Raw genomic sequence first — 26,567 nt, 5'->3', positions numbered from 1 at the left:
GGGAAAACAATGATCTCCTGTTTTAAAACATTCCAATAAAAGAATATGATAAGATCGAAAACTGGATAGTTCCCTTAATTTTCTATTGAAAGACGATAATTTTAAAAAATGAAAAAATTGGGGAGAAATAAAAAGATAAATTTGCAGTTATTCTAAAAAATAAAACCGCAATCATTGATTTAATGATTGCGGTTTTTTGTAGCGAAGACGGGAATTGAACCCGTGACCTCAGGGTTATGAATCCTGCGCTCTAACCAACTGAGCTACCTCGCCTTTTTGGTGGTGCAAATATAGAAAATATTTCTTTACCTCCAAAATTATTTTAACTTAAAATATTCCAAAACATCACCAACATGATCTGGTTTGTTGATAATCTTATTGTTAGCATCTAAAATAAAATACGTCGGAGTTGCATGAATATTGTACATATCCGTGTAACTGCTGTTCCACCCTCTCAATTCGGAGTCATTCACCCAAGGAAATGCAGCAATCTTTTTAGTATAAGAATTTTTGTCAACATCTAAAGAAAACCCTACAACCTGAATATTTTTTGATTTCAGATCATTATATTTTTCCAGAAGTTTCGGAAGTTCACTTTCGCAGTGTGAGCATGTGGATGACCAAAACACAATAACCTTTTTATCAGCCTTTATATCATATAATGACTTCGCAGTAGTATTTACTGGTGCCTGGAACTTATAGTTAGGGAAAGCAGCTCCCATTTCAATGTTGGCATTCGATTTCAGTGTAGATGCAAGTCTGTCAGTGATGGTACATTTAAGATTTTTGGCAAGTGACAAATATTTGCTCTTGTACTCATCCATCTCATACACATCAAAAATATCGATCAGTTCTGATAAAACAGTCTGCCCTCTTGGAGTTTCCACTTTTAATCGGTCTAAGAGTTTATCAACAGAAGCAGCAACATTGGTATTTCCTCCGGAGTTCAGATAAGATACTAACACTGGTCTTAGTAATGAGGAAGTCTCCAGCATATCATTTGACTTGTCCAGAAAGTTGATTATTTCCTCCTGATCTACTTTTTTGGTGGCATCTTGTGAAGGGGAAATAAATTTACTGTAATTCGTGTTATAATAGGTAATAAATGGATGTTGAGCGGCATCAATAGAGCTGGAAGTACCGGAAAGTCTGTCGATCTCTGTTTTCAGTGCTTTTCCAAAGTCTGTATTATCTTTATAATATTCTTTAATCTGTGCTAAAGCCGGCAAAATAAGCTCTTTCTTTTGTGAGCCTTCCTGCTGCTTACTCATCAGGTTGTTCGCTTCATCCAGATAGGTAACATCTTTAACTTTATTATTCTGGATATCCAGTTTAACATTGACATTTTTATTTTCTGAAATAAAGCTTACTGTATTATTAGAGCCCGGGAAATAGACTTTCATCATTCCCATATAACTGCTTGGGTATTTAAAAGTCCATGTACTATTCTTACTTTGTTCTTTGGTAACAATAATATCTTTCGAACCGTTTAATGTATATAGAATAGCGTCCTGATCTTTAAAGTCTGCCGGAGTCTGAATGGTAACTGTAAATTGAGCCTGCAGAGCAAATGCAGCCAAAACCGCAGATAGCGTATAAATCTTTTTCATAGAGTAAAAATAAAAAAACTCTCTGATTAATCAGAGAGTTTAATATTATTTTAATAAAATTTTATGCTTTTACGCTTTTGTACTTTTTTGTAAAGTAAACAATAAATACAATTGCTACAATACCAAGTATATATACGTACATATCAATAGGCGCTGGTGCTCCGGTACCATTTCCTCCATTTCCACTTCCTGTTGGAGCTGGTTGTGGTTGTGGTGGGGCTGCATTTGCTAAAGTTATAGCAAAAAGAAAAAGAGCTAATACTAGTTTATTAATAGTTTTCATGTGGTTTATTTTAAGATTTTAGTGTTAACAGTTTCTCCCTTATCAGAAACGATTTTTACAACATATGAATTTTTAACTGAGCCATCAAGCTCGATTACAAAATCTCTGGATGCATCAACCGCTTTTTTAGAGATTACTAGTTTACCGCTCATATCATAAACTTGAATATCTGCTTTTTTCCATTTTGGATCAAATCTTACAATGTAATTTGTAATAGATGGATCATACACTACAAGTGTTCTTGATGCAGTAGTATTGTTTTTATCTACTGCTAAAGTAATATTACTTGGTTCTCCATAATACAAATTAGCTTCTTCATTTGTCACCGCTATAACATCTCCTTGTTTAGCTTCTATTAAGTTTCCGTTTTCGGCTTTATAATAGAACCCAAGTCCTGAAGATAACTGGTGTGCACCAGCTGGGATTAGCACTGCATTTTCTCTGATCTCGAATTTATAAGATTTCACCTGATCCAGATAGTAGTTAACTAACTTAACATTTTTCCCCTGGAAGTTACTCTCATTAGCTTCGTTAATATATAACCAATAGTTAGTATAATTATTATCATACCCACCATTCAATGATTCTTCAAAAGTACCGATGATATTTTTACCCGCTGAAGACTGAACTGAAGTTGCGGCAGAAATCTGGTGCCCTGTTGTTAATGATGGAGAAACAACATAGTATGTTCTGGAAAGTTCTTTTCCATTAGCATCAAGACCGATTACACCAAGCTGTTTTACAGTATTGGTTATATTCTTGCCAGTGCCAGCCATTCTAGCTGCTGTTACATCATAATTGATACCTGCTGTTCTTGCAGTAGATTTGAATCTTCTCAGTGTATTAAAATTTAAAGTCTGAGCCGTATTGTCTCTTAACTTTATTTTAAATGACTGCATAGGTTTGATTACAAGTAAATCTACGTCACCAATAGCTGGAGCTACTCCGTCACCTGTAGGTAAGAAAGTAACTACCTTAGCAGATGTAGCATAAGTAGAACCACTTGGAAGAGTCACAATTGTACCTGGGTCATATTCAATACCCCAGATATTTTTCACAGCATTTCCATCAGATCCTGTAACACTTTCAGTATATCCAATGTTAGCTAAATCTAAATTGGTAAGGAAAGGGTTTCCGAATTGGTAAAAATTTTGGCCGAATGTTCCAGACCATGCATTCGTAGTAAACTCAAAACTATCATCAAGATAAGTATTGTACTTCTCATTGTATTGGTTTAGAGCGTTACCGTTAGTTCCGAACACAACATTAGAGGCTCCCACATTAGACTTCCCTGCGTTCTGTAATGTTACAGCACCCGCATATGGCGCATATGGTTTCCCGTTAATATTGAATACGGTTCCTGATGCAGGAGCGCTTGGATTCCAGTCATTATTTTTAACCTTTAGCATATAATAACCTGAAGCATCCCAAGTAGTTGAGGTAGGAGCTAGATTCAACGTGGTAATAGAAACAGCATTCGCATTATCCCACTTAAGAATTGGATTGTCATATCTTCCGGTATTGAAAGTTTTACCAACTTCAGTAGATAATGAATTGTAAGCTTTACCAGAGAAAGGCAAAGCAACTTGCTGGAAATAATTACCTGTACCGTTACTTGTAGTTCTGTATTCTTTGGTAACAATACCTGAAATGTTGGATTGGGATAATCCGTCAATGTACAGCTGACCATACGTGGAAGTAGCAAAAGAAGCAGGAGTATTAAGTCTTAAGATGATATTTCCACCGTCAGTCTTATCAGCACCGCCAGCATCAATTGTCTTAAAACTATCCGTAGCAGATCCTACAACCATGATATTTCCATGTACGTCCAAAAGACCATTACCTTTTGTCTGTACACCTCCACCGCTATAAACTAGGGTGCCTTCGCTCACATACATATTAGCATTAGTGTCAACATGACATAGTATCTGCGCCTGAACAGAGTAACTAATTGCTAAAAGACCTATAGCAAATAAACTTTTTCTCATTGTATAAATTATTTGTGTGTTAATACAATCTTCACCCGCAAAGGTATTATTATTTTTCTTAAAAAAAAAATATTTTATCTATTAATCAAAACATTATCTTCCGTCAAGGTGATCTCTTTGTCCTCTCCTATTGAAAACATATAGTCTTCTAGAACTTTTTCGGTAGTACCTCTCAACCCTCTTGCGCCTAATCCTTTTTCAATAGTTTCCTCTACGATTCTTTCAATTGCACCATCTGTTATTACCAAATCTGTACCATCCATCTTAAAAAGTTCCACAAATTGATTCACAATTGAATTTTTTGGCTCTTTCATAATTCTTACCAAGGTCTCTTTCGTGAGTTTATCGAGGTAAGTGATGATTGGAAATCTTCCTAAAAGTTCCGGAATTAATCCGAAAGTACGAAGATCAATTGCATTAATATTTGTTAATATATATTCGTCTTCACCGGTTTTATTGATTTTCTCAGAACTGAACCCTATTGCCTGCTTGTTCATTCTTCTTTCAATAATCTCTTTAATTCCGTCAAAAGCACCACCGGCAATAAACAGGATATTCTGAGTATTGACCTGGATATATTTCTGATCCGGATGTTTTCTACCTCCCTGCGGCGGAACATTGACGATACTTCCTTCCAGCAGTTTCAATAATCCCTGCTGTACTCCTTCTCCGGAAACGTCTCTTGTAATACTCGGGTTGTCTGATTTTCTTGCGATCTTATCAATCTCATCGATAAAGACAATTCCTTTTTCTGCTTTTTCCACATCATAATCTGCGACCATCAGAAGTCTGGACAGAATACTTTCAACATCCTCTCCTACATATCCTGCTTCCGTTAAAATAGTGGCATCTACAATACAGAAAGGAACATTCAGTTCTCTGGCGATAGTTTTTGCCAAAAGAGTTTTACCTGTTCCCGTTTCACCTATCATGATGATATTTGACTTTTCAAGTTCCACTTCTCTGTTTTCGTCCTGAGCGTGGAGTAATCTCTTATAATGATTATATACAGCAATAGAAAGCTGTTTTTTTGCCTGATCCTGCCCGATCACATACTGATCAAGAAATTCTTTGATCTCTTTTGGCTTTTTAAGTTCAGCCATACTGTCGGCAGGTGAATATCCTGTTTTGGATGCACCATCTTTTACAATAGCGTGCGCCTGCTCTATACAATTTTCACAAATAAAACCATTCTGGCCAGAAATCAGCATCTGTACTTCATTTCTTTTTCTGCCACAGAAAGAACATTGGTTTGAGTTCATATGATATAATAATATGTATATGTTAAAGAAAATCGTAAAAAATTACTTTTTTACGATTTTCTGATTGTTAAGAATTAATAATTGAGTGTTGAATCTCTGTATATTCTTCGTTCGTTAATTTTAATCTTTCATTTCTAAAATTCATGTCTTCCACCTTGTTTAAAGGAATCAGATGGATGTGTGCATGAGGAACTTCAAGTCCTACCACCGCTACTCCTACTCTTACACATGGAATTGCAGTTTTGATCTTCTTGGCTACCTCTTGGGCAAATCCCCAAAGGTTTTTGTATTCTTCACTTTCAAGATCAAAAATCAAATCCACTTCTTTTTTCGGAACTACTAAAGTATGTCCTTTCACCAAAGGCATTGCATCTAAGAACGCAATAAAGTTTTCATTTTCTGCAATCTTATAGGAGGGAATCTCTCCATTGATGATCTTTGTGAATATAGTGCTCATTTTATCAGAAGTTAGGGGTAGATATTAGAAGTTTAGAAATAGAAACTGTATCAGACTATAAAGAAATGTCTAATACTTCAAAAGACAGTTTGTTTCCGTTTGGTAAAGTAATTTCGGCAGTTTCGCCCACAGCTTTTCCCAACAGACCTTTTGCAATAGGAGTGTTTACAGAAATTCTTCCTGTCTTCAGGTCACTTTCGTTATCCGGTACCAATGTAAATACCTGCTCTTGCTTGGTAGCATTATTTTTAAGTTTCACTGTTGTTAAGATGGAAACTTTTGAAGTATCTAATTGGCTTTCGTCTATAATTTTAGAAGTAGAGATAACGTCTTTCAGCTTAGAAATTCTCATTTCAAGCATCCCCTGAGCCTCTTTAGCTGCATCGTACTCTGCATTTTCTGACAAATCACCTTTGTCCCTTGCTTCCGCGATCTGCTGAGTGATTTTTGGTCTCTCTACAGTTTCCAACTGTTCCAGCTCAGCTTTCATTTTCTCTAGGCCCTCCTTAGTTACATAGCTTGCCATAATTTTCAAAATTTAGTTTTAGTATAAAAAAATAATCCGACATTTGCCGGACAATGTTTTCGTGTTGTAATCGTTTTATTTTTACAAATATATAAAAATTTAAATTGAAATGAAAAAAACTTTTTCAATCTTATCCATTTTCAGTATATTGATTTTCAGTAACTTAACTATAAACTCTTGTGGAAGCAGAGAAGATACTGTGAACTGTTTCCCCAATACTCCCATTAATGTATCCCTTAATCTAAACCTGCCTGCCTACTATGCTTTGAACAATATTAACGGCTGGATTTATGTGAATGAACAGCAGTCCGGAACAAGAGGACTGATTATTGTCCGAACTGCAAATGGATTTAAGGTATACGACAGAAATGCTCCTCACATATGTCCTGATAATAATACAACCCTTGAGGTAAAGGATAATATCGCTATTATCTGCCCGCAGGACAACACAAGATGGATCTTAAGTACGGGGCAGCCAGAAGCTGGAGCTAAAACATCTCTGCCGCCTAAAACCTACCCTTCCAACTATGATGCTCCAAGCAAAACTTTAAATGTTTATTATTAGAATACAAAATGAAGATCGTTATACAGAGAGTCTCTGAAGCCAGTGTAAAAGTAGACGGAAAAACTGTTGGTGAAATCGGAAAAGGATTAATGCTGCTGGTAGGTGTGGATGAAAATGATGAAAAAACAGATGCAGACTGGCTTGTACAGAAGGTTTTAAACCTAAGAATCTTTGGAGATGAAGAGGGTAAACTTAATCTTTCTGTCAAAGATATTTCAGGAGAAATCCTTTGCATCAGCCAATTTACATTGATTGCAGATTACAAAAAAGGCAATCGCCCGTCTTTCATAAAAGCAGCAAAACCTGATAAAGCTATACCTCTTTTTGATTATTTTAAAGAAGAAATAGCGCAATCCGGATTAAAGATGGAAAGTGGAATCTTCGGAGCGGACATGAAGGTTTCTCTGGTCAACGACGGACCTGTCACGATCGTAATGGATTCGGTTACCAAAGGCTAAATGACATAAATGAGTAACAAAAATATAGTCATTGCTTATCTTGCAGTGACTTTAATTTTCCTGTTTGGAATAGTATTAAGCCTGAACAACTATAGCTTCGCCGGATATTACGTTGATAAAATCATTAACTGGCTCTGGCTGTTGATGACCATTTTTATCATTATCAGGTTTTGGAATAAAAAAGTGATTAAAGTATATTTTGGTCTTTTAATCTCAGGAATCGTTCTCAGCATTTTACCTATGATGATTCCCTTTTTTGGCATCCTCCATTATTTTTCAACTATAGGCTGTGACCAGCGAATTCACCTGAATGATACTTACAGAATGGAAAGAGGACGTCCGGGAGCACTTTACAAACCGCTTATTACGATTTACAAGAAAGAAGGAATCTTTGAAAAACAAATCTCAAGAATTCCTTATTCAAGCATTATAGAAAAAATAGTATGGTCTTCTAATGAGACTTATTTAGATGATAAAAGCCTGCCGATCCAGAAAGCAAAACTCATCAATGTCAATCAGGACAGTATGGGTATTCAGTACCGGATCATGAATAAGCAGAAAGTAATTTACCATAAGAACACATTAAACTGGTTTGATGATTTTTAAAAATTAAACCTACATACCTCAACACAACCATTCAGTGATCCTGGATGGTTTTTTGTAATCATAGAAGGTCTATTTTCCCAACCCCACAGGTTTCAAAAGCGGTGAAGTTTATCATAAAAAATTGATAAGAGTCTTTATACAAAGGAGAAATAAAAAAACAAAAAATAAATTCACAAAAATGTGATTTGTTTTTATTTTATTATTATTTTTGGGATAAATCAAAACTGATTTACAACCATTTAACAAAATCGTATGAAAACAAAAATCAACCTTTTCGCATTGTTTGCGTTCTGCTCTTCCCTATCTTTTGGTCAGGAAAGCCAGCCCAAACTTAATCAGGATCAAAATTCAATCATCTATGTATGCTTTTCAAAAGGCATCAATTCAGAAAAAACTGCATTCAGCAGAAATGCTGATCTGGAGAGATTTTCAAGAGAAAATAACATTTCATTTAAGTACGATCTGGATTTTACAGACCGCAAACTTGATGAAATGGCCAGAAGCAGCAAAGCAATTGGAAACTCCTCAGAATCTGTAGAAAAGCTGAAAAGAATTTATAAGGCTGATCTGCCTCTTCAAAACGAAGAAACTACTCAAAAAATCATTCAAAGTCTTGAAAGATTCCCTGAAATAGAATATGTATCTGTGATGAGTGCGGCTCCTATTGAACCTCCTTTGGTAAATGCTTTTGTAGCCACACCTGATCTGGAAAGTATTCAGACTTACCTGAATGACAATCCGGGAATCAATGCAAAATATGCTTGGTCAAGAGGAATCACCGGACAGAATATTCGTGTAAGGGATGTTGAATATGGTTTTTACAAAACTCATGAGATGCTTACCAACCAAAATTCTATACAGCTTGAACCGGGATATTCTCCGAATGCAGGATTAGCTAATAATAACTACCGTGACCACGGAACTGCAGTGGTGAGTATTTTAGGTTCAATAAAAGATAACATCGGGCTTACGGGTGCTGCCTACAGTACTTCTGAAATAAAAGGATATATGGAATGGACCACTGTGGGATACAACAGAGCATCTGCCGTAAGCAGATCTATTAATGCTTCCCAGTCAGGCGACATTATTTTATATGAAATGCAGACAGGAGGAAAAGACGGCCAGTATTGTCCTGCAGAGTATGACAAAGTAATCTGGGATCTTACGAAAGCAGCTACCGATTCAGGAATTATTATCATTGCCGCTGCAGGTAACGGAAATCAGAATCTGGATGATCCGTTTTATGCAACTTATCTTGCCAGAGGAAATAGCGGTGCTATCATTGTAGGAGCAGGGTCTCCCAATACCACCCATTCAAAATTAAGCTTCAGTACTTATGGAAACAGAGTGGATGTTCAGGGCTGGGGAAGCAGTGTTCTTGCTGCAGGCTATGGTTCTTATGCCAAATATGATAATGATAACAACAGGACTTATAATTATTTTAGCGGGACAAGTTCTGCAACACCTGTAGTATCTTCTGCAGCTATTTTAATTCAGTCTTTCTATCGTCAGACTACAGGTCAGAACCTGACACCCTCTGCGATGAAAAACCTCTTGATTTCTACAGGAATTCCTCAGGGAGGAACTGTAACCGGTCAGAAGATCGGTCCTCTTCCTAATGTAAAAAATGCGATACTACAATTGGAAAGTAAATTCGCAACCCCGGTAAAAACATTATCTGCACTGGAGGTAAAAATCTACCCTAATCCATCCAGCAGTACTCTTGCTATTCAAAGTACAGAAAACAAAAAGCTGGATTTTGAAATCATCAATCTTCAGGGGCGTACAGTGATCAAAAGTGCTGTTTTGCCTAATGAAAAAATTGATATTTCACAACTGCCAATGGGTCAATATATCATCAATATTAATGAAGGCCAAAGAAGGGTTGTTGAGAAATTCACAAAACTATAATAAGATTTTTTATACATTTTACTTCACATTAAACCCTCTTTCAGAATACTGAAAGAGGGTTTTTATTATCAATTTTTATCCGGTTATTTCGCAGGAACGCTGCTGAAATTCAGGGCTACTTTAATGTTCATGTCTGAAGAGGTTTGATTCTTCAGTTCATAGACTGTTCTTACTGTCAATCCTGAGCTTTTTACAATTTCATCCAGAAATCCTGTATCATTCAGATCCAAATTTAAGCTGGAAGAGTTGGTCGATATATTGGAACGTGAAGCAATCAATCTTTCTCCTGTTCCGTTGGATGAAACATATATTTTAACCGTTTTGAATGCACTCAGATTTCCTCCTGAAGGGGAAGCCACAGAAATTTTGGCGTCTGAAATTCTTACGTCTTTAATCTTTGCATTGTTATTTCCTCCAAACCATGTCTGTACATTGGTAGCTGTTGCAGTGGAAGAAACTTCTTTATCTGCAGGAACACCTGTAGAAATTAAAACATTCGTTGTGTAGGGAAATGTATTCTGAACCAGCGACTGTACGGTTCCGCAACTTACGAGTACAGCTGAAGCGGCCATTGCTGTTAGAACTATATTTTTCATAATTTTAAATTTTTAAACTTCATAGTTTAGTTTGCAGAAATTGTACCAAATTGATTTGGTCTTACTCCACACTTATGGTAAAACTTCCCTTGGTATTTCCGGAAGCCATATTACTTTTCCCGATAATCAGCCATACTTCGCCTTTTCCCGGAGTATCATAAGTGATTTCTCTTCCGAAAGGTCCATCGTAGTCTCCATTAGGAAGTTTGATCTGATTGAAACGGATATTGAAATCTTTCTCTTTGGTTGAAATTTTTGCTTTGATATTCGGGCGGTCGTAATGGGTCAGTTTTAAAACCAATTCCTGATCATCTTTTTTAAATTCTTCTCCCAATGTAAAAGGAAGCTGGGTAGCATCCGCAGTTCTTATGATCTGCCCTTCTTTTTCAGTTCTCATTACGCCTTTACGCAAAACTTCTTTGGTAGCGGGAGCATTGTTAATAATTGAATCTCTTTTTCTCAATGCTGCAGAATCTGCTTTTACAACGGAATCCGGCATTTCTGTTACAATTGTAGAATCCTTGTCCTTAACTGCTGTCACGGCAGGTTCTTTTTTACATGAAATAATAATCAATGGAATCAACAATAAGCTTTTTTTCATAATAATTAAGTTTAAGAATGTACCAACATATCATTCTGGTGAGCTCTATTAAATGCTAAAACTGTTCCAATCCTACTCTACTAAATTATTTTCTGGCTTCAATTCTCTTTCGTTATTTGTTTCAACCCATTTAAATGTAAAATACATAAAATTGAGCATAATTCCCATCAAAACAGTAACACCCCATGTCTTGGTATATTCCAGCGGATAAATAAACCGTACTATAATATCAGAGAACAGACCAAAAGGATTATTGAGCACATCCCAGCTGTTCCATCTCAGAAATCTTCCCAAATAAACTCCAAAACTGCTCATGAAAAGAAAGAATATAATCACCCCATTGATACTGCTTCTCTTACCATAAGCAGAAAGGCTTTTTTCAATATCATTAAGACTTATAAAACCACAGATCAGACCCGTCCACGCATAGGAAAGAATGACAATCAGATCATACCATATCGGTATTGAATTTCTCGCCCTCAGATGAAAGAGGTCTGTGAGAATATAGGGTGAATTGGGGAAGAACAAAATCCAGACGACAATAATAAAGATCAGTGATATTTTACTTTTGATATTAAAAGCAAGGATAAAAGAGCTTAGTAATAAAGGAATCCATGCCAGAAAAAGATTCCAGTTGAGAAACAAAAACACCTTTGTATCACTTATATAATATCTGAAGGCAGAGAGACTGAAACAGAATACAGTCATCAATATCAGCAGCATATTGATTTTAAACCTTGAAGAGGCAACGAGCTTTTTCATGATCGGCTATTGAATGGTTTGATAGTAAATAATCTTTGAAAGGAATGTTTTGGAGGTTTCTTTTTTCACTTTCGCCTGCAAGGTCTTTTTAAGTTTCTGATCATTTTTTTCTTCTGCATACCTCAACAGGGCTTTTTCGCTGAAATTGATAGAAGTTAAATGGTAGTTGACTGCAAAATCTTTTCTTTTCATATTCTGTGAAGTAATGAAGCCTCCCCAATTGAAGTAACTGCATACTAAAATGGTTCCATAGAAATACCAAACCATTGTATTGACAAGGAATATGTTTCTTTTCTTCTTTTGAATTTTAATAAAGGTCAAAGCAAGACCCACTATTGATAAAAGCAGGAAAGCAAAAACGCCCAGTCTTTTATAAGTGAATGCATAATTCACGATGTACTCATAATTTTTAACAGCGGCTGACACGACAAGGATAACATTGAGGAAAATCCAGATTTTGGCTAAGATTTTTAATAATCCTGCTTTCGGATCAAAATTAAATCCTGATTTAAAATAAAACATGATAACCAGAATAGCCATTATGATAGACATAATTACCGCATTCACTCTTTCATGGGTTTCTTCTGAAAGCTGAACGGGTGTTTTTACGGCTTCATAAAACTGTTCATAATTGTAAGTAATAATAAAAAAGACCAGTAAAATATTCAGCATAACAAAAGAGATAACTCCGCTCATTCTTTCGGCACTGAGATCAAGAAAAGAATAGGTAGCCTTCGGTATCCGGGAATCTTTTTGAAACTCATTATCCAAAAAGTGGTTGTTTTTGTAGATGAGTTTTTCCACAGCGTAGTTCCAGTAATTGAAGGCAATAAAAAAACCCAATACAAAGAGACAGAATACCTGCCACAGATTAATATCCAGTTCATAATCTGTGAAAAGGGCAGCAAAATGATCACTTCCAGCGGAATAAATTCCAAAGAAAACGGAAACCAGCACCAGCGGAATGACAATGAAAGCGAATGTCTTTTGCCACAATCCGGGAACATTCTTTTTGGGAAGCCATTCATCAAAACTGAAAAAACGGTAGAATGAAGTGCAGCAATTCACAATAAAAACCGGAATCAAAAAGAGAATTTTCAGCCTTCTGTTCTTTGATTTATATCCCAGCAAAAGCAGCGAACTGACCACCGCAATAAAGGAAGGGAAATCTCCATACCACGCAAATGCAATACTGGATAAAATGCTTGTTGCAAAAAGAATATACAGGGTTCTTGTTTTATTTTTCTCCGGAGTCTTAAACAGGGTTAATACGGCATAAATGATTCCCAGAATTCCAAGGTTCAGTCCCATATCCTGATCGTAGAAGACAATGACAAAAAGGATGGCGGTAAGAAATATATAGTGATGTGTTTTCATGATATTTAAAGATTGAAAAATTAAAAGATTAAAAGAGTTAGATTTTGAGAACCTCATCGAGCCAGCTAAACTGCGTCAATATATAGAGATACAAGACTGTTATCGGAATATTGACAAGTAAAAGTAAAACTGAATTGCCGGATGCTTTCTGATCTGAAACATCAGTAAGATAGATAATAAGCTCATGCAGAAGAATAAACATATTAATCACAGCGGTTACCAGTACATAATAAAAGCCAAGCTCAATAAAAAATTCTGCTCTTAGCAACCAAAATGCAGCCAGTAGAAGCGTTCCCAACAGAAAAGAAATGATGAATGATCTTTTCCCAAGCGGGCTGAATTTTATTTTCTTCATGGTAATTCGTTTTAATGAAGAACAACAGTTTCTTTCTGTTGAATAAAATCCATTACGTGTTCATACTTCTGGTTCAACAATCCTTCAAAATCCCAGTGATAAAAGGCGCGCATATTCTGTCCCTTTCTATAGGCCCTGATATAAATTTTCACATATTCAGGCAGAATAATTGTTCCTAATACGATTGCGGCCAAAAGATGTGCATTGAATTTACCATTTCCTAAGAGCAGATACTGCATGGCAATTTCATCCTCGAAGTTGGTTCCACAACCGGTTATCAGGTGGTGTACATCGTGGTTTTCCATTTTGGGAATCATTGAAAACCCATGTTTTCTGTAAAATTCACCAAGTTTTCTCCCCAGAGAATCTTCCTGAAATTCCAACAGCTGTTTTTCATTGAACTGCCATTGTCTTTTTTTCTTTTTAAAGTATTTTCTGTATAATTTTTGAGTTTTGTCGTATACAAAAAGCAGAAACTGAACGCGTATTTTTTTCATAGTGTATTTATTTTAATGCAGACTATTAAGTCCTATGGCTGTATAAAGAATTGCAATGGGTATATTGATCAAAAGAATTCCAATAGCTTTCAGACATTCATTCAATCTTGATCTGTATACTAAGCCATAGATCAACAGTCCTAGTATTGCCAGTAAGTTCAAATATGTTCCAAAAATTAGCAGCATATATCCTCCTATTGCAAATTCTTCCATCTTTGTTGTCAGGTATCCAATAAGACACATGCTCCCCAACACCACAAACACTGCAAACAGAGACTTCCCGAGGTATAGAATTTCCTGGCCTTTTACCATTTTTTGATTTATTATTTCTGAATCTTTCATCATTTTTTTTTAATAAGTAATCCAACCAATTAATTTCCGGCAAACGGACTTCCAAAAATGCCTACAGCAAGCTCCACCCAGATCAACGCAAGAGCCAGCAGAATGAAAATGCAGATCAGAATTCTCTGACTTTGTTTTTTAATTTTGCTTCTAACCATGTTGATTAAAAAAGCTGTTGTAAAGAGTAACGCTCCTGCTATCAGAAAATCTGAAGCTGACCAGTTTACTTCTTTAGAAAATAGATTCCCCAGCAATGGAATACACAATAAAACCAGTGGTAAGGCATAAATTGTGACTGTTTTTTGTTTTTGTGTTATCATTTTATTTAAAATTTAAATTATAAAGTACTTTGTAATTCAAAGTTAATTTTCAAAAAAATATAGGACTATCGTCCCAATAATTTTTCAAGAGCATCCAAATGTTCGGTAAATGCCTGTCTTCCACTCTGTGTAACACGATAAGATGTTTTGGGCTTCTTCCCGACAAATTCTTTTTTCACTTCAATATAGCCTGCTTTCTCCAACGCATTGCTGTGACTGGCAAGATTTCCATCTGTAATTTCCAATAAAGCCTTCATTTCTGAAAAATCAACCCAGTCGTTGACCATAAGAACGGACATGATGCCCAGTCTTACACGGCTTTCGAATTCTTTATTGAGTTGATTTATTTTGATCATAATTTTTAATTTTTATTGGGGAAAGCATTGATTTCCGATCGCTCCTCCTCCGTATTGAAAAGCTAAATTTCTGTTTACCAATACATATTCACAACCGTCATTATATTTACTTCGGTCAGTATTTATTTCTTGAAAAACATTAAAAGAAAACATTCCCAAGCCACTCCTTTTAAAACCTATTTTTAAAGGTTCTCCATCTTCTACAGAAATACAGTTTGCTTTATCTAATTTATTTTTTAAAACTGCAACCTGGCTTTCGTTCCATCCTACTAAGCCTTTAAGCTTTTCTGTAAATAAAACATTAGAATTTAGATTCCAGTCTTGATAAATCACATTGGACGAATCTTTAGATGTTATCCTTAATCTTTCAAATATTTTATCATTTTTAAATTCTATATCTACAGAATAATTTTTAGGTTTGATTTTGTTATAATAATTTATCAGATCTTTAATTTCAGTTTCTTTTGAATAATATTCATCCTTTAATTCAGATACCGAATAACTTTTATCAAAACTTCCAAAGGCACAACCAATCATTAAAACCGTTACAATAGAACCCATCAAAAATACTCCTCCAATTACAGAAAAAATTATCAGTAGATATTTGAAAAAACTATTCACTTGATTACTTATACTTCTTATGCATAATCAATCCATAAACAATATGCAAAACTCCGAAACCAATAGCCCAGAATACTAATCCCCAGCCTAGGATAAATAAAGAAATAAGTCCTAAGACAATCTCAAAATACCCCAGATATTTCACATCCGTTAATGTATATCGTTCTGCGGCCACCAGAGCCAATCCATAAAAAATCAGAGTAGCCGGAGCTATGAAAACAAAAAGATGATGATAAAGAAGCGCAAGACAAAAAACGCCTCCTGCCACTAAAGGAACTGCAAAGGTAATCAAAAGCCGTTTTGTAGTAACATCCCAGATCTTCACCCCTTTCTTTTTGCTTTTATTGGCGGTAAAAATATAACCACTGAGGATGGCAACAATCAGAATTATGATGCCAATCAGCACAAGCTCTTTCACCAAAGCCGGACCGAGAATATTTCTGTCTCCATCAAAATAACTGATTCCTTCCCTCTGAAAAACAAAATACACATATATAGCCCCAATAATTGCCGTTAATCCGGCAACAACTCCGGATAACCCACTTAAAGAAATGAATCTGGAAGACCGCTCCATCATAGAACGGATATGAGATAAGTCTTCGTGATAGTTTTTTGCTTTCATAAAAAGAACTTTGAATTACAAAGTTATAATTTATTTTGAATCTGCCAATTATTTATTTTAAATTTTATTAATCTTTTTTTCATATCCCATTTCGGCAATTCTTAACTTTAAGAAAATATAATTTAATTGACTTACTATGTCAGAAATACCAATAGACTGTCCGCAGGTACAATTGGAGGAAAATATCCCTCTGAGTGATGAGGAAGTAAAAAAAATTGAAAAAGAGCAAAGAAAACTAGCCCGCATAATGCCTGCCATCCAGGGTGGCTGTTCACTTTTTGGAATCCTGGTGAACCCTGAAGATTATTCTCAATATAAGACCTGAACAAAAGCCGTTGTTATTTATTTAAAGTACAGCAAAACAGCCCTTTCTATCAGGAAATTGTGATGACTCTGCAGCAACTGATATTCGTTTTAACAAAAAGAAAACCCCGCCAAAAGCGAGGTTCTCAGAATATATTAAAATTTGTTGTTTTTATAACGGATTCTGAACAATCAATGGATTAGCGTTGATCTCAGTTCTAGGAATAAGGAATTCCCAACGTAAGTCTGTATTAGCAACGGTCATTACGTTATTGGTAACTACAGAAGAATGGTTCGCTCCTGTTCTATCCAAACCAAGATTCAATCTCTTAAGATCTAAGAACCTGAAACCTTCACCCCAGAATTCCAGCCTTCTGCTGTCAAGAATTTCTGTGATATATGCAGCCCCTGTTGTAGTGGCTCCCGTGTAAGAAATGTTTCTGTTTTTCGCAAATATATTGAAAACAGCTTTAGAACCAGCTTCGTCTCCAGATCTGGCCAAAGCTTCCGCTTCAATAAGATACATTTCTGCAGCTCTCATATAAGGAACATCTACTCTACTGTCTGCCTGACTTGCCGCAAGAAACTTCTGTCCTGTGTATGGGAATTTAGAGTATGTTGAAGGTAAACTTAGTCCAGTATGTGCTCCTGTTGGATCAAAATTCTTAGTCCTAATATCTGTAGATGGGAATGACAGGAATAATTTACTATTAATCGCTTTTGGAGCCTGACGAATATTGGTTGAGTTAAAGTTTCTTGACATATACGCCCCAAAATTTGAAAATGTATCTCCTTGATCTGCTATGATTGTAGCTCCCCACATCCACTCACCAACACCTGCCAAATTATTAAAGCCGGCAGTATAAGTAGCATTATCCATCAATGGAAACCCTGCACGAGCCGACTGAGCAGCCGTTATAGCAGCAGCGTAATTCCCTTGTGTCAATGCAATTCTAGCTCTTAATCCTAAAACCACTTTGTCATTGAAATGTGATTTTGTAGCTCTGGTAACTCCTGCAAGTCTCGTCGCTGCTTCATTAAGATCTTTGTTGATCTGGGTATATACTTCTTCAACTGTGTTTCTTGCTAAAGGTATTTCATTCGCCACTAGTCTGACTGGAACTCCAAGCTGTGTATTATTAGCACCCGGTACATATCTCTTACCATAAATCTGAACCAACATATAATAACAGAAAGCTCTGAAGGCATATGCTTCACCAATTGCTGTTTTAATAGTAGCAGCATCCGCGGCAGTTGGTGCAGGAACTGAAGGGCCATTCGCAATAACCAAATTTGCATTTCTGATCAATGCATAGTAAAACTGGTAAGGATAAAAATCATTGGATCCACTTTCATTCACCTGGTCCTGCCATCTCACTGTTGATACATACCAACCATTTCCTGTAGATGGAAATACAAGATCATCAGCCAAGGCATCCATCATAATCATAATACCTCCCTGACCATTTTGTCCCTGGCTATCATTTTGTCTTGAATACATATCTCTATGCATCCCATTGACAATCGCCATAAGGTTAGCTGCACTTGAATAAGCCGCCTCTTCAGAGGCTGCAGTCGTAGGATCTGTTTCAAGATAATCGCTCTCACACGAAACCATTCCTGTAAAGACTGAAAGGACAACAGCCCATTTTATATATTGCTTTTTGATATTTTTCATTACTTAATTATTTAAAATGACACATTAAATCCTATAGTTACCACTCTCGCCGGAGTATATCTGTTTGATGCAGTACCGTTGGCTGCCTGAGCTGGTTCCAATCCTTTTCTGGCTGTTTTACTCCATAAATTTTCACCAGAAACAAGAATTCTTAATCCTGATACTCCAAGTTGAGATAAAGTTTCCGGAGCAAAGCTATAACTTAATGTAGCCTGTCTCAATGTTATAAAATCTGAGCTCACCAGCCATCTTGATGAATTACCGGCATTTGAACTTGTATATGTTGACGAGTTCAATGCAGGCACATCTGTGATCTGCCCCGGAGTAGTCCATCTATCCAGAATATCTGTACTTAAAGCCCCTCCTTGTGAGTAAGCAGACATTAGTGCGGCATAGTTGGAGTCATAGGTTTTTCCGCCTAACTGATAGGTAAACATTGCTGACAATGACCACTGCTTATAAGTAATCGCTGTTCCAAAACTTCCAAACAAATCAGGAATTGCGGTCCCGGAATAATCATACTTTGCTTTGTTAAAATTGGTCGTCACTTTTTGACCGTTCACGGTTCTGATATCAGCAGCTGTTGTATTAGCAAACGCATCAGCAACAAGAAATAAAGGTGAACCATCCGCCGGATCTACTCCATACCACTGTCTTAACCAATAATCATATATTGAGTGTCCAACAGAAACTTTCTTCGTTCCATTGATGATTTCCGTGATCCCATCAGTAAGTTCTGTAACCTGGTTTTTAAGTGTTGATGCATTCGCATTGATATTCCATGTGAAATTTTGAGTTTTAATAACGTCCGCATTAATACTGAATTCAAATCCACGATTATACATTGTTCCCACATTTCTACTGATCGTATTATCCGGAACACCTGCAGAAACTGGAAGAGGAACGGGGAAGATCAAATCTTCAGTAACTCTGTTATAGTATTCTACAGATCCTGTAATTCTGTTATTTAAAAAGCCAAAATCAATCCCTACATCAGTTTGCTTATTAGCTTCCCAGGTTATGGTAGGATCTGCTAAGAAACCAAATAAGATTCCAGGTTCCTGAGCATTATTATACCCTAAGGTATAAGTACTTTTGTACATATAATAACTGTCTGTTCTGTCGTTTCCAACTTCACCATATGAACCTCTCAATTTCAGTTCACTGACAAGGTTAGAATTACTTAAGAACTCTTCTCCTTTTAGTCTCCATCCTGCACCAACAGACCAGAATGAATCCCATCTTACATCTTTGGCAAATCTGGATGAGCCATCCCAACGGATAGATCCTGAAAGTAAATATTTTGATTTGTAATCATAATTCAATCTTGAAAACACCCCTTCTTTTCTATAATTGTCTGTACGGGAAGTAAGTGTTGCAGGCGTTACAAAGTTGATCAACTCATCATTATCGTCAACAATCTGGCCTTTTTTATATCCGTACAGATATTCATACATGAATTTATAGCTTTCATGTCCTAAAAGGAATTCAAAATTATGATCGTTGAATTTTCTTTTATAGTTTAAAAGCTGATTCCAGGTAAAAGTCTGCTCCGTAAAGCTATACTTCTCTGCTGAACCTCCCGGAGCTGCATCTCCGATAATTTTATTTCCATAGGTACTTCTTCTGTTATTTCTGATGTCGTACCCTACATTGGTAGATAAAGTAAGATACGGATCTACTTTGATTTCAGCATAGGCTCTGGAAATGATGTAGTAATTTTTAGAAAGATCTTTATTTAAAAGCGTTTCCTGAATTACGTTTCTTCCCGCCGCTGCATCAGCACCTCTGGCACTTCCCGGATCATATACGATGTTCCCTGCACTGTCATAAAGGGTTGCAAATGTATTAGGATCATGAGCATAAGGACTGTAAATAGGCCCCATCGTTCTTGTCCATCTGTATGGGTTGATATAAGCGGAATTATTATCCACACCTTCCACGGAATTGTTTCCATTAGAAGATACTCCACTGATACTTGTTCCTAATTTCAACCAGCTTTTAACTTGTGAATCTACTTTCAATCTTGCTGTAAATCTTTCAAAATCTGATTTGATAAGATATCCTGTTTCATTGGTATATCCTACTGAAGAAAAGTACGTCGTTGTATTACTCCCTCCACTGTAATTCAACTCATAATTCTGTCTGAAACCCGTATTCATCAAAGGTTTCTGCCAGTCTAAATCTGTATATTTAAGTTTAGCATCAGGATTTAAAACACCATTGACTACTAACTGATTATCAGGGACATTAAAAACATTGGTTTTCAAAACTCCGGAAATCAACTGTGCTGTAGCATAAGCATTCGCATCAGTTATAGTCGTACCAGGTATTGAGGTCATTCTGCCATTTCTTATTGACTCCCAGATAAGAGGATAATACTGATAAACATTTACTCTGTCATATTCCGGGATTGATCTTCCTACCGCTCCGGTACTCATACTAAAGTTGAAAGCATCTTTTCCTTTTCTACCTGATTTTGTGGTAATCAAAACAACTCCATTAGCGGCTGCAGAACCATACAACGAGGTAGAGGCAGCATCTTTCAGGATATTGAATGAAGCAATATCATTGGGATTGATAGCAGCAAGAGAACCGGTATATATGGTCCCATCTACTACATATAAAGGATTTGTTGTAATACCATAAGAACCTATTCCACGGATTTGAATACTTGGCGAACTTCCCGGCTGTCCTGTACCGGTACTTACTTTAACCCCGGCACTCGCTCCGTCTAAAGCTTGTCCGATACTCGTTATGGGCCGGTCTGCAAATTGTTTAGCTTTTACTTCGGTATTGGAACCTACCATAGTTTCCCTTTTCTGGCTTCCATAAGCTACCACAACGATCTCATCAATCTTAGTATCCTGCGGTATTGTGTCACGTTTTGTTTTTTGAGCCTCCACCAGATGTCCTCCTACAAAGAACAGCACAGCAGTACTCAATATTAATTTCATTTTCATATTTAACATATTTTAACAGTATGAAAGCAAATATATACAATAAAAACTATTGAAAACGTAAAGAAAATGATATTTTAATTAATTAAATTTAATCAATTTAAAATTTTAATCAAAATTTGACTATTTATTAAAAAAATATGTTAAAATTGAGTTAAATAAGTTTATTAAAAAGAAGAAAATGTCGTAAAATAAGTTAAAAACACATCAAATAGAAACCAAAATAACGATTTAATTAACAAAAGAATATTAAAACACCCAAATAATTAAACCAAATCAATTCTACAAATACTAAAGAATAACTTTTGAATAATGCAATATTGAAATACAAAAGACATAAAAAAATCCGGCGAAACAAATGTTTCGCCGGATCATGTATAGATTAGAATCTTATTATTTTTTTAATAAAGAAGAAATTTATTTCGCTCTCAACTTTTCTTTAATAGACTGAATATTTTTCTTGGCTGAATCTTCCAGGATAAGACTTGCGCTCATATGAATTCTTGCCGGCATCAATTCGTTGAAGTGGTCTGTTCCCTCCCATGACACTTTTTTAATTAATGCTAAAGCTTCACTGCTTCTTGACGCTAAAGTCTGTAAAAAATTCTCCAGTTTCTCATCCATCTCCTGAATAGAATCTGATACGGAATGATAGACATTATGCTGCTCAGCCCATTCAGCAGATCTGAAGTCTGCATCAATAGCCATCGCAGAGAATTGTGACTTTCCGATCTTTCTCTCTACATAAGGTCCTATTACAAAAGGTCCTATTCCAAGATTGATCTCAGTAAGTGCTAAAGCCGAATCTTTCGTTGCAAAACAATAATCTGCTCCACAAGCAATTCCAACTCCTCCGCCAGTTGTTTTTCCCTGAACTCTTACTACTACGATTTTTCCGCAGTTTCTCATAGCATTCAACACTTTTGCAAAACCACCAAAGAATTGTGTGGAAGCTTCCAGTTCTTCAATAGCTAAAAGCTCATCAAAACTTGCTCCTGCGCAGAAAGCTTTTTCACCTGCACTTTTTACTAAAATAGCTTTCACCTCATCTTTCGCTCCCTCTTCAAGAATGGTTTCTGCCAGTTTTTCTAAAATAGCTCCCGGAAGAGAATTGCTTTTGGGTGTTCCGAAACTGATCTCAGCAATATTATTTTTAATTTCTGATGCTACAAATTCGCTCATTTTTATTTTTATTGGATTCTTACAAAAATACGAAATACAGCTCTTTCAGAGAAACTTAAAGATAATAATTTCTATTATAGATATACCATTTATAAGATTCCCCTTACGTAGAAATACGGAATCTATAATTTGGTATTTTCTACTCTAGCACTCCCTTCTTATTAATCGTTCCTTTGGCTTAGAATAATAACCAAAGGCGGAATCTGAAAAGCCCATAACAGAGTAAGAAATTTAAAACTAAATATCATTATTATGGAAGAGTACATTGGAATTGTAAAATTATTTGCAGGAAATTTCGCACCTAGAGGCTGGATGTTTTGCGACGGAAGCTTAATAAGCATTTCAAGAAATTCAGCCCTATTCTCTATTTTAGGAACAACTTACGGAGGAGATGGTATCAGTACTTTTGCGTTACCTAACTTAAAAGGGCGTATGGCCTTAGGAGCAGGAAATGTAAACGCCAACCAGTTCTATCCTTTGGGAGTGGTATCCGGTACTACACAGAATACTCTTTTAACCTCAAATCTTCCTAGCATCGCAGGTGGATTCCAATTGAAAGTAGCTAATAAGAATGCCAACTCATCAACACCTACTGCTACATCATCTATTGCGATCTCAGGAACACAGGTGGGAAGAGATTTCAATGTGGTATCCAGCTTTGTAAATGATTCTAATCCTGATACCGTGATTAACGGACAAAGCATTGCCTTTATAGGACAAAATTTACCGGTGAATAATATGCCTCCTTATCTGGGTTTAAATTATATCATCTGCGTTGAAGGCATTTACCCTCCAAGAGATTAATATTCACAATAACCTAATATTTAAAACAAAAAAAATCATGAAAAGCACTACTTTTTTAACAATTTGTAGTCTGCTCATTTCAATTATCACATTCGGGCAGACCAGTACAGAACAATTTGAAACGGAATCGCACGGAAGTACAAGCTTCACCGACAATGGAGTCATTTTCAATATCATTTCACATGTAAGTGTTTTCGATATTCAAGGAAATTACCCAGGTACAGGCTGGAATGGAACAGCTAATGACAACAGATACATTGACAATTCCAACGATACCCAGTCTCCTCCCTCTTTCAGTATTAAAACAACTTCTAATTTATTTAAAGTAAACCGATTCTGGATGTATCTTTCTGCGTTGAACCTCGATCTCAATGTAGCAGGAACACTAACTGTAACCGGAAAACTCAGCGGAGTCACAAAATTTACCCAAACAAAAACCAGCGGATTTGCGACAAGTTTAGGGAGTACGAACGGATACACCCTGATTGACCTAACTAATTTAAATGGACAAAATTATTCAAACATTGTGATTGATGAGCTGCAGATCACTGCGAACGGGTTATACCGATATGTAGCCATTGATGCTTTCACCTGGGTAAAAGACAGCAATCTGGTATTGGGTACTTCGGAAGCTAAAAGCATTAAAAAAGACTTGACTGTTTATCCTAACCCAACCAACGGACCTATTTCTATCACAACAGAAAAAGCCAGTGAAGCTAAAATCTACAGTCTGGATGGTAAAACGCTGAAAACAGTACAAACTCAGAAGGGAAATAATGAAATCAATATTTCAGAGCTTCCAAAAGGAGTTTATATTATCAAAACAGCAACAGAATCAACCAAAGTTATTAAAAACTAAATTCAGAAAATTTTATATAGTTCCATATCCCATAAAGATTCTAATTCATGAATGACAAAACCCTTAATATTTTTTAAGGGTTTTGTTTTTTCAATGCCAGAATATATTTGTCTATATACAGCTGTTTTTCTTTCGATTTATACTGCTGAATATATCTGGGATGTTCAAGAACAGTCAAGGTATCAAACAGTTTTGCTTCTTTGTTTAGTGTTAAAATAAAGTCAGCATTTTTTTTACCCAGAACAAATACCTCTGACGTATCGAGACTAAGACTGATATGTTTCTTCAAAGATTCGATCATAAAGTCTTTTACAGCTTCAAACAGCTTTTTATCATCATAGTAATTGGCATTAAGCCATCCGTTTTTTGTTTTTCTCACGATAGCCAGCGGAAATGGAGAATTGATATAAATGTCTTTGTAAAAAAGATCTACACCTCCATACTCTTCAATCATATCATACATGAAAACAGAAGAAACTTCATGGGTATGGGCTGATTTCATTTTTATTCCACAAATACTTTCAAGTCTTTTGGTATCTGTAAACGGAACTCCGGTTACCCCTGCTCCATGACGGCTGGGATTGATTCCGATCATAAATTTTCGCTGAGTGGAATCATTATAATACTTGTGATAAAACTTTTGCATCACCGTTAATGTTTCAGGATTATCCAGATAGGGATTCAAAACTTCAAAACCTTCAGGAAGGCTTCCTTTATAACTAAGGTTTTCATTGAATTCAATGATGTGGTCTGCAAAAGTTTTGTTCATATTTAGTTTTTAAGAAAAACAAAATTGTCAGGTTCACTCTCATCTTCATCCTCATCCTCATCACTTAAAGCCAACTCAATATCAATAAACTGAATGTATAAACCACAGATTTCTTCATTGTCATCATAAGCAAAGTAAACAGGATAGCTACCATCGCCAAAACCACTTGCAAACATCGGAATCTGATAACTGGTACCCGGGACCGTCCAATTGATCCAGTCACCTGCTTCCCTCTGATTATTGGGATGTTCTTTATAGCTTTGTGAGAAAAGCTCAGCGAAATAATCATCATAAACATTGTCGACAGCTATTCCATCTACAAATTTATCTACAAAAGGAAGTACTTCTTTATCAGTAATACACCCCAAACCTGCATCTACTCCGAAACCAAAAAAATCATCTTCGGTTACCCCCTCCAATTCTTCAATCCCGACTAATGCTTCTCTGTAAATAACAGGCTTTTCTTTGGTAAATTCAACCTTTACAACAGCATACCTGTCCCCCCAATCTTCAGATTTTACCACGGCAATAGTCACAGGAAAATTCCCCTTCGGAGTCTGAATAAAATAAGGTGACTGATTTGCATTTAAAGAAACCAAAGGATCTCTTACTACCACTTTTCCGGAAGGAAGAGAAACATTTCCAATTTCCATCGTCTCTAATTTCTTTCCCAGAATTTCATCAGAAGTAAAATACGCTTCCAGATCTGTAGGACAAACCAGAATATTTTTCACTTCTTTCCATTTTTGTATCCAGTTTTCGTTCATTATTTTTTATTTTATGAATTGATTTCAGATTTGAAAGTAATGAATAAATCTAAGTGCATCAAACAGGAAAGGTTTTTTAACAAAAGATTATAAAATAAAGCCGCAAATCACGAGGAATTGCAGCTTTATGTATTGTTTTAGGTTAAAAAAAAATCTAAGAATCGGCACATATATAACATGCTCTGGCAATATCAGGCCATCTTCCAGGAAGGCAGCAGCTTCCGGGAGGACAAGGATTAAGGACACAAGACCAGTTTGGCCCGGATCCTTTAAGAGATCTCAACTCATGTCTTGAAAGTTTTTTTAAGTTTTTCATAGTGGTCAGTTTTGATGTTTTCTCCTACTCTATATGCTTTTCGGATTTCGCCTATTAAAGTTAGGTATTTTTAAGCAAAAAAAATATAACTAACTGAAATAATGAACATCCTCCTCTATATAAAATAAGCCTGTCAATATTCTAAAGGCTTGTAGTTTCTAAAAATTTTATAAAAATCATTATCCTTTCCTTTGAATAGTTTTTCTTCAATAATTTTAAACTTGCCTGTAGAATCTTTTTCTTCCGCCACTATTTTATCAGAAACATCTACTCGTGCAAATTCATCCAGAGAATCTTTTTTAATTTTTAGAAATGCGGTTGTGGTAGAGCCTGTTAAAATTACAGAATTGATACAATTTAGTTTTGAATTAAAACTTAGGTTTGGATAATTATCTGAATTTTTGATGTGGATAAAATCTTTATTTTTCGGTTCATATAAAAATAAGGTCATTACAATATTTCCTCCTCTTCCAGCTATTCCGCTTTGGTAAGTCATATCATTGAAGCCATCATTATTAAAGTCACTTATCTGAACGTCTAAACCGGTTACTCCATCTTTGATAAATTTAAAACTGTTCTTTAATTCCCAGGTATGAAATATTGAACCTTTAGTTTCCACCCAGATATCTTTTAGATCATAAAAATTCAAGGTAACAAACACATCACCATTCTTGACATGCCGGAATTTTTCAATCTCGACTTTGGTTTTACCCTTCCGTCCAACATTCAAGCTATCAACAAATTTTTCTTCAGAAAAATAACCTTTTTTATCAGGTTTCGGATTTCCAGAACAGGAAAAAAAGAGTAAAAGTAA

31 protein-coding genes and 1 tRNA gene are annotated in these 26,567 nt (G+C 35.8%); 7 read left to right on the top strand and 25 right to left on the bottom strand.

Features of this window, described 5'->3' with window-relative positions:
- Window positions 1–199: 199 nt before the first annotated feature.
- The 7 genes from KYG33_RS17980 to greA form a co-directional block, all read right to left on the bottom strand.
- Window positions 200–273: transfer RNA gene (locus tag KYG33_RS17980), tRNA-Met, on the bottom strand.
- Between the two features lie 44 nt (window positions 274–317).
- Window positions 318–1,610 carry a TlpA family protein disulfide reductase gene (locus KYG33_RS17975; RefSeq protein WP_077413713.1) on the bottom strand — a complete coding sequence of 431 codons (1,293 nt, stop codon included), beginning with the start codon at window positions 1,608–1,610 and terminating at the stop codon, window positions 318–320.
- Window positions 1,611–1,671: 61 nt separating this feature from the next.
- A complete protein-coding gene (locus KYG33_RS17970; protein WP_047383050.1) occupies window positions 1,672–1,893 on the bottom strand; it encodes a hypothetical protein in 222 nt (73 codons plus the stop codon).
- 5 nt (window positions 1,894–1,898) lie between these two features.
- A complete protein-coding gene (locus KYG33_RS17965) occupies window positions 1,899–3,881 on the bottom strand; it encodes a T9SS type A sorting domain-containing protein (protein WP_077413715.1) in 1,983 nt (660 codons plus the stop codon).
- Between the two features lie 74 nt (window positions 3,882–3,955).
- Window positions 3,956–5,143 carry an ATP-dependent Clp protease ATP-binding subunit ClpX gene (gene clpX, locus KYG33_RS17960; protein WP_077413716.1) on the bottom strand — a complete coding sequence of 396 codons (1,188 nt, stop codon included), beginning with the start codon at window positions 5,141–5,143 and terminating at the stop codon, window positions 3,956–3,958.
- Window positions 5,144–5,210: 67 nt separating this feature from the next.
- The gene (locus KYG33_RS17955; protein ID WP_077413717.1) at window positions 5,211–5,600 is read right to left on the bottom strand and encodes an HIT family protein; all 390 of its coding nucleotides are present in this window, start codon (window positions 5,598–5,600) and stop codon (window positions 5,211–5,213) included.
- Window positions 5,601–5,655: 55 nt separating this feature from the next.
- Window positions 5,656–6,126, bottom strand: a complete 471-nt coding sequence (greA, locus tag KYG33_RS17950; RefSeq protein WP_047420150.1) for a transcription elongation factor GreA — start codon at window positions 6,124–6,126, stop codon at window positions 5,656–5,658.
- A 109-nt stretch (window positions 6,127–6,235) separates the two neighbouring features.
- On the opposite strand from greA, the gene KYG33_RS17945 reads away from it, so the two are divergent.
- From KYG33_RS17945 to KYG33_RS17930, 4 genes are all read left to right on the top strand, one after another.
- Window positions 6,236–6,691, top strand: coding sequence for a hypothetical protein (locus tag KYG33_RS17945; RefSeq protein WP_219072166.1), 456 nt, complete (start codon window positions 6,236–6,238; stop codon window positions 6,689–6,691).
- 8 nt (window positions 6,692–6,699) lie between these two features.
- A complete protein-coding gene (dtd, locus tag KYG33_RS17940) occupies window positions 6,700–7,149 on the top strand; it encodes a D-aminoacyl-tRNA deacylase (protein WP_219072165.1) in 450 nt (149 codons plus the stop codon).
- A gap of 9 nt (window positions 7,150–7,158) precedes the next feature.
- Complete coding sequence (locus KYG33_RS17935; protein WP_139348461.1) at window positions 7,159–7,755, top strand: hypothetical protein; 597 nt, start codon at window positions 7,159–7,161, stop codon at window positions 7,753–7,755.
- A gap of 252 nt (window positions 7,756–8,007) precedes the next feature.
- On the top strand, window positions 8,008–9,666 hold the full coding sequence (locus KYG33_RS17930) for a S8/S53 family peptidase (protein WP_219072164.1): 1,659 nt from the start codon (window positions 8,008–8,010) through the stop codon (window positions 9,664–9,666).
- An 83-nt stretch (window positions 9,667–9,749) separates the two neighbouring features.
- Here KYG33_RS17930 and KYG33_RS17925 read toward each other — a convergent pair whose 3' ends face one another.
- From KYG33_RS17925 to KYG33_RS17875, 11 genes are all read right to left on the bottom strand, one after another.
- The gene (locus tag KYG33_RS17925) at window positions 9,750–10,262 is read right to left on the bottom strand and encodes a hypothetical protein (protein WP_077413722.1); all 513 of its coding nucleotides are present in this window, start codon (window positions 10,260–10,262) and stop codon (window positions 9,750–9,752) included.
- Between the two features lie 61 nt (window positions 10,263–10,323).
- Window positions 10,324–10,863, bottom strand: coding sequence for a hypothetical protein (locus tag KYG33_RS17920; RefSeq protein WP_077413723.1), 540 nt, complete (start codon window positions 10,861–10,863; stop codon window positions 10,324–10,326).
- Window positions 10,864–10,935: 72 nt separating this feature from the next.
- The gene (locus KYG33_RS17915; protein ID WP_077413724.1) at window positions 10,936–11,625 is read right to left on the bottom strand and encodes a DUF1361 domain-containing protein; all 690 of its coding nucleotides are present in this window, start codon (window positions 11,623–11,625) and stop codon (window positions 10,936–10,938) included.
- Between the two features lie 6 nt (window positions 11,626–11,631).
- A complete protein-coding gene (locus tag KYG33_RS17910; protein ID WP_219072163.1) occupies window positions 11,632–13,002 on the bottom strand; it encodes a DUF4173 domain-containing protein in 1,371 nt (456 codons plus the stop codon).
- Between the two features lie 37 nt (window positions 13,003–13,039).
- Entirely contained in the window at window positions 13,040–13,357 is a 318-nt protein-coding gene (locus KYG33_RS17905; RefSeq protein ID WP_219072162.1) for a hypothetical protein, read from the bottom strand.
- An 11-nt stretch (window positions 13,358–13,368) separates the two neighbouring features.
- Window positions 13,369–13,854, bottom strand: coding sequence for a ubiquinone biosynthesis protein COQ4 (locus KYG33_RS17900; RefSeq protein WP_219072161.1), 486 nt, complete (start codon window positions 13,852–13,854; stop codon window positions 13,369–13,371).
- Between the two features lie 12 nt (window positions 13,855–13,866).
- On the bottom strand, window positions 13,867–14,199 hold the full coding sequence (locus KYG33_RS17895) for a hypothetical protein (RefSeq protein ID WP_077413727.1): 333 nt from the start codon (window positions 14,197–14,199) through the stop codon (window positions 13,867–13,869).
- A gap of 26 nt (window positions 14,200–14,225) precedes the next feature.
- Window positions 14,226–14,516 carry a hypothetical protein gene (locus tag KYG33_RS17890; RefSeq protein WP_077413728.1) on the bottom strand — a complete coding sequence of 97 codons (291 nt, stop codon included), beginning with the start codon at window positions 14,514–14,516 and terminating at the stop codon, window positions 14,226–14,228.
- 65 nt (window positions 14,517–14,581) lie between these two features.
- Entirely contained in the window at window positions 14,582–14,872 is a 291-nt protein-coding gene (locus KYG33_RS17885) for a winged helix-turn-helix domain-containing protein (RefSeq protein WP_077413729.1), read from the bottom strand.
- 12 nt (window positions 14,873–14,884) lie between these two features.
- Window positions 14,885–15,493 (bottom strand): hypothetical protein, encoded by a 609-nt coding sequence (locus KYG33_RS17880; RefSeq protein WP_219072160.1) that lies wholly within the window; start codon window positions 15,491–15,493, stop codon window positions 14,885–14,887.
- Window positions 15,494–15,497: 4 nt separating this feature from the next.
- On the bottom strand, window positions 15,498–16,115 hold the full coding sequence (locus tag KYG33_RS17875) for a hypothetical protein (RefSeq protein ID WP_219072159.1): 618 nt from the start codon (window positions 16,113–16,115) through the stop codon (window positions 15,498–15,500).
- Window positions 16,116–16,251: 136 nt separating this feature from the next.
- Here KYG33_RS17875 and KYG33_RS17870 point away from each other — a divergent pair, with 136 nt between their 5' ends.
- Window positions 16,252–16,440: a hypothetical protein gene (locus KYG33_RS17870; RefSeq protein WP_077413732.1), complete on the top strand. Its 189-nt coding sequence runs from the start codon at window positions 16,252–16,254 to the stop codon at window positions 16,438–16,440.
- Window positions 16,441–16,590: 150 nt separating this feature from the next.
- On the opposite strand, the gene KYG33_RS17865 is transcribed toward KYG33_RS17870, so the two are convergent.
- From KYG33_RS17865 to KYG33_RS17855, 3 genes are all read right to left on the bottom strand, one after another.
- Window positions 16,591–18,096, bottom strand: a complete 1,506-nt coding sequence (locus KYG33_RS17865; protein ID WP_077413733.1) for a RagB/SusD family nutrient uptake outer membrane protein — start codon at window positions 18,094–18,096, stop codon at window positions 16,591–16,593.
- An 11-nt stretch (window positions 18,097–18,107) separates the two neighbouring features.
- The gene (locus tag KYG33_RS17860) at window positions 18,108–21,059 is read right to left on the bottom strand and encodes a SusC/RagA family TonB-linked outer membrane protein (RefSeq protein WP_257468829.1); all 2,952 of its coding nucleotides are present in this window, start codon (window positions 21,057–21,059) and stop codon (window positions 18,108–18,110) included.
- 414 nt (window positions 21,060–21,473) lie between these two features.
- Window positions 21,474–22,238 carry an enoyl-CoA hydratase/isomerase family protein gene (locus KYG33_RS17855; protein WP_077413734.1) on the bottom strand — a complete coding sequence of 255 codons (765 nt, stop codon included), beginning with the start codon at window positions 22,236–22,238 and terminating at the stop codon, window positions 21,474–21,476.
- 252 nt (window positions 22,239–22,490) lie between these two features.
- On the opposite strand from KYG33_RS17855, the gene KYG33_RS17850 reads away from it, so the two are divergent.
- Complete coding sequence (locus KYG33_RS17850) at window positions 22,491–23,042, top strand: phage tail protein (protein WP_077413735.1); 552 nt, start codon at window positions 22,491–22,493, stop codon at window positions 23,040–23,042.
- Window positions 23,043–23,079: 37 nt separating this feature from the next.
- Window positions 23,080–23,901: a T9SS type A sorting domain-containing protein gene (locus KYG33_RS17845; RefSeq protein ID WP_077413736.1), complete on the top strand. Its 822-nt coding sequence runs from the start codon at window positions 23,080–23,082 to the stop codon at window positions 23,899–23,901.
- Window positions 23,902–23,974: 73 nt separating this feature from the next.
- On the opposite strand, the gene KYG33_RS17840 is transcribed toward KYG33_RS17845, so the two are convergent.
- From KYG33_RS17840 to KYG33_RS17825, 4 genes are all read right to left on the bottom strand, one after another.
- On the bottom strand, window positions 23,975–24,670 hold the full coding sequence (locus KYG33_RS17840) for an SMUG2 DNA glycosylase family protein (RefSeq protein WP_077413737.1): 696 nt from the start codon (window positions 24,668–24,670) through the stop codon (window positions 23,975–23,977).
- Between the two features lie 2 nt (window positions 24,671–24,672).
- Complete coding sequence (locus tag KYG33_RS17835; RefSeq protein ID WP_219072157.1) at window positions 24,673–25,437, bottom strand: DUF4241 domain-containing protein; 765 nt, start codon at window positions 25,435–25,437, stop codon at window positions 24,673–24,675.
- 154 nt (window positions 25,438–25,591) lie between these two features.
- Complete coding sequence (locus KYG33_RS17830) at window positions 25,592–25,753, bottom strand: bacteriocin-like protein (protein ID WP_156118866.1); 162 nt, start codon at window positions 25,751–25,753, stop codon at window positions 25,592–25,594.
- A 133-nt stretch (window positions 25,754–25,886) separates the two neighbouring features.
- The gene (locus tag KYG33_RS17825; protein WP_219072156.1) at window positions 25,887–26,372 is read right to left on the bottom strand and encodes an XAC2610-related protein; all 486 of its coding nucleotides are present in this window, start codon (window positions 26,370–26,372) and stop codon (window positions 25,887–25,889) included.
- Between the last annotated feature and the right edge of the window lie 195 nt (window positions 26,373–26,567).

The sequence above is a fragment of the Chryseobacterium sp. D764 genome (assembly GCF_019317325.1).
Classification (GTDB): Bacteria; Bacteroidota; Bacteroidia; order Flavobacteriales; family Weeksellaceae; genus Chryseobacterium.
The sequence above is the reverse complement of the archived record's forward strand: the minus strand, read 5'-3'. Positions and strand labels throughout refer to the sequence as shown.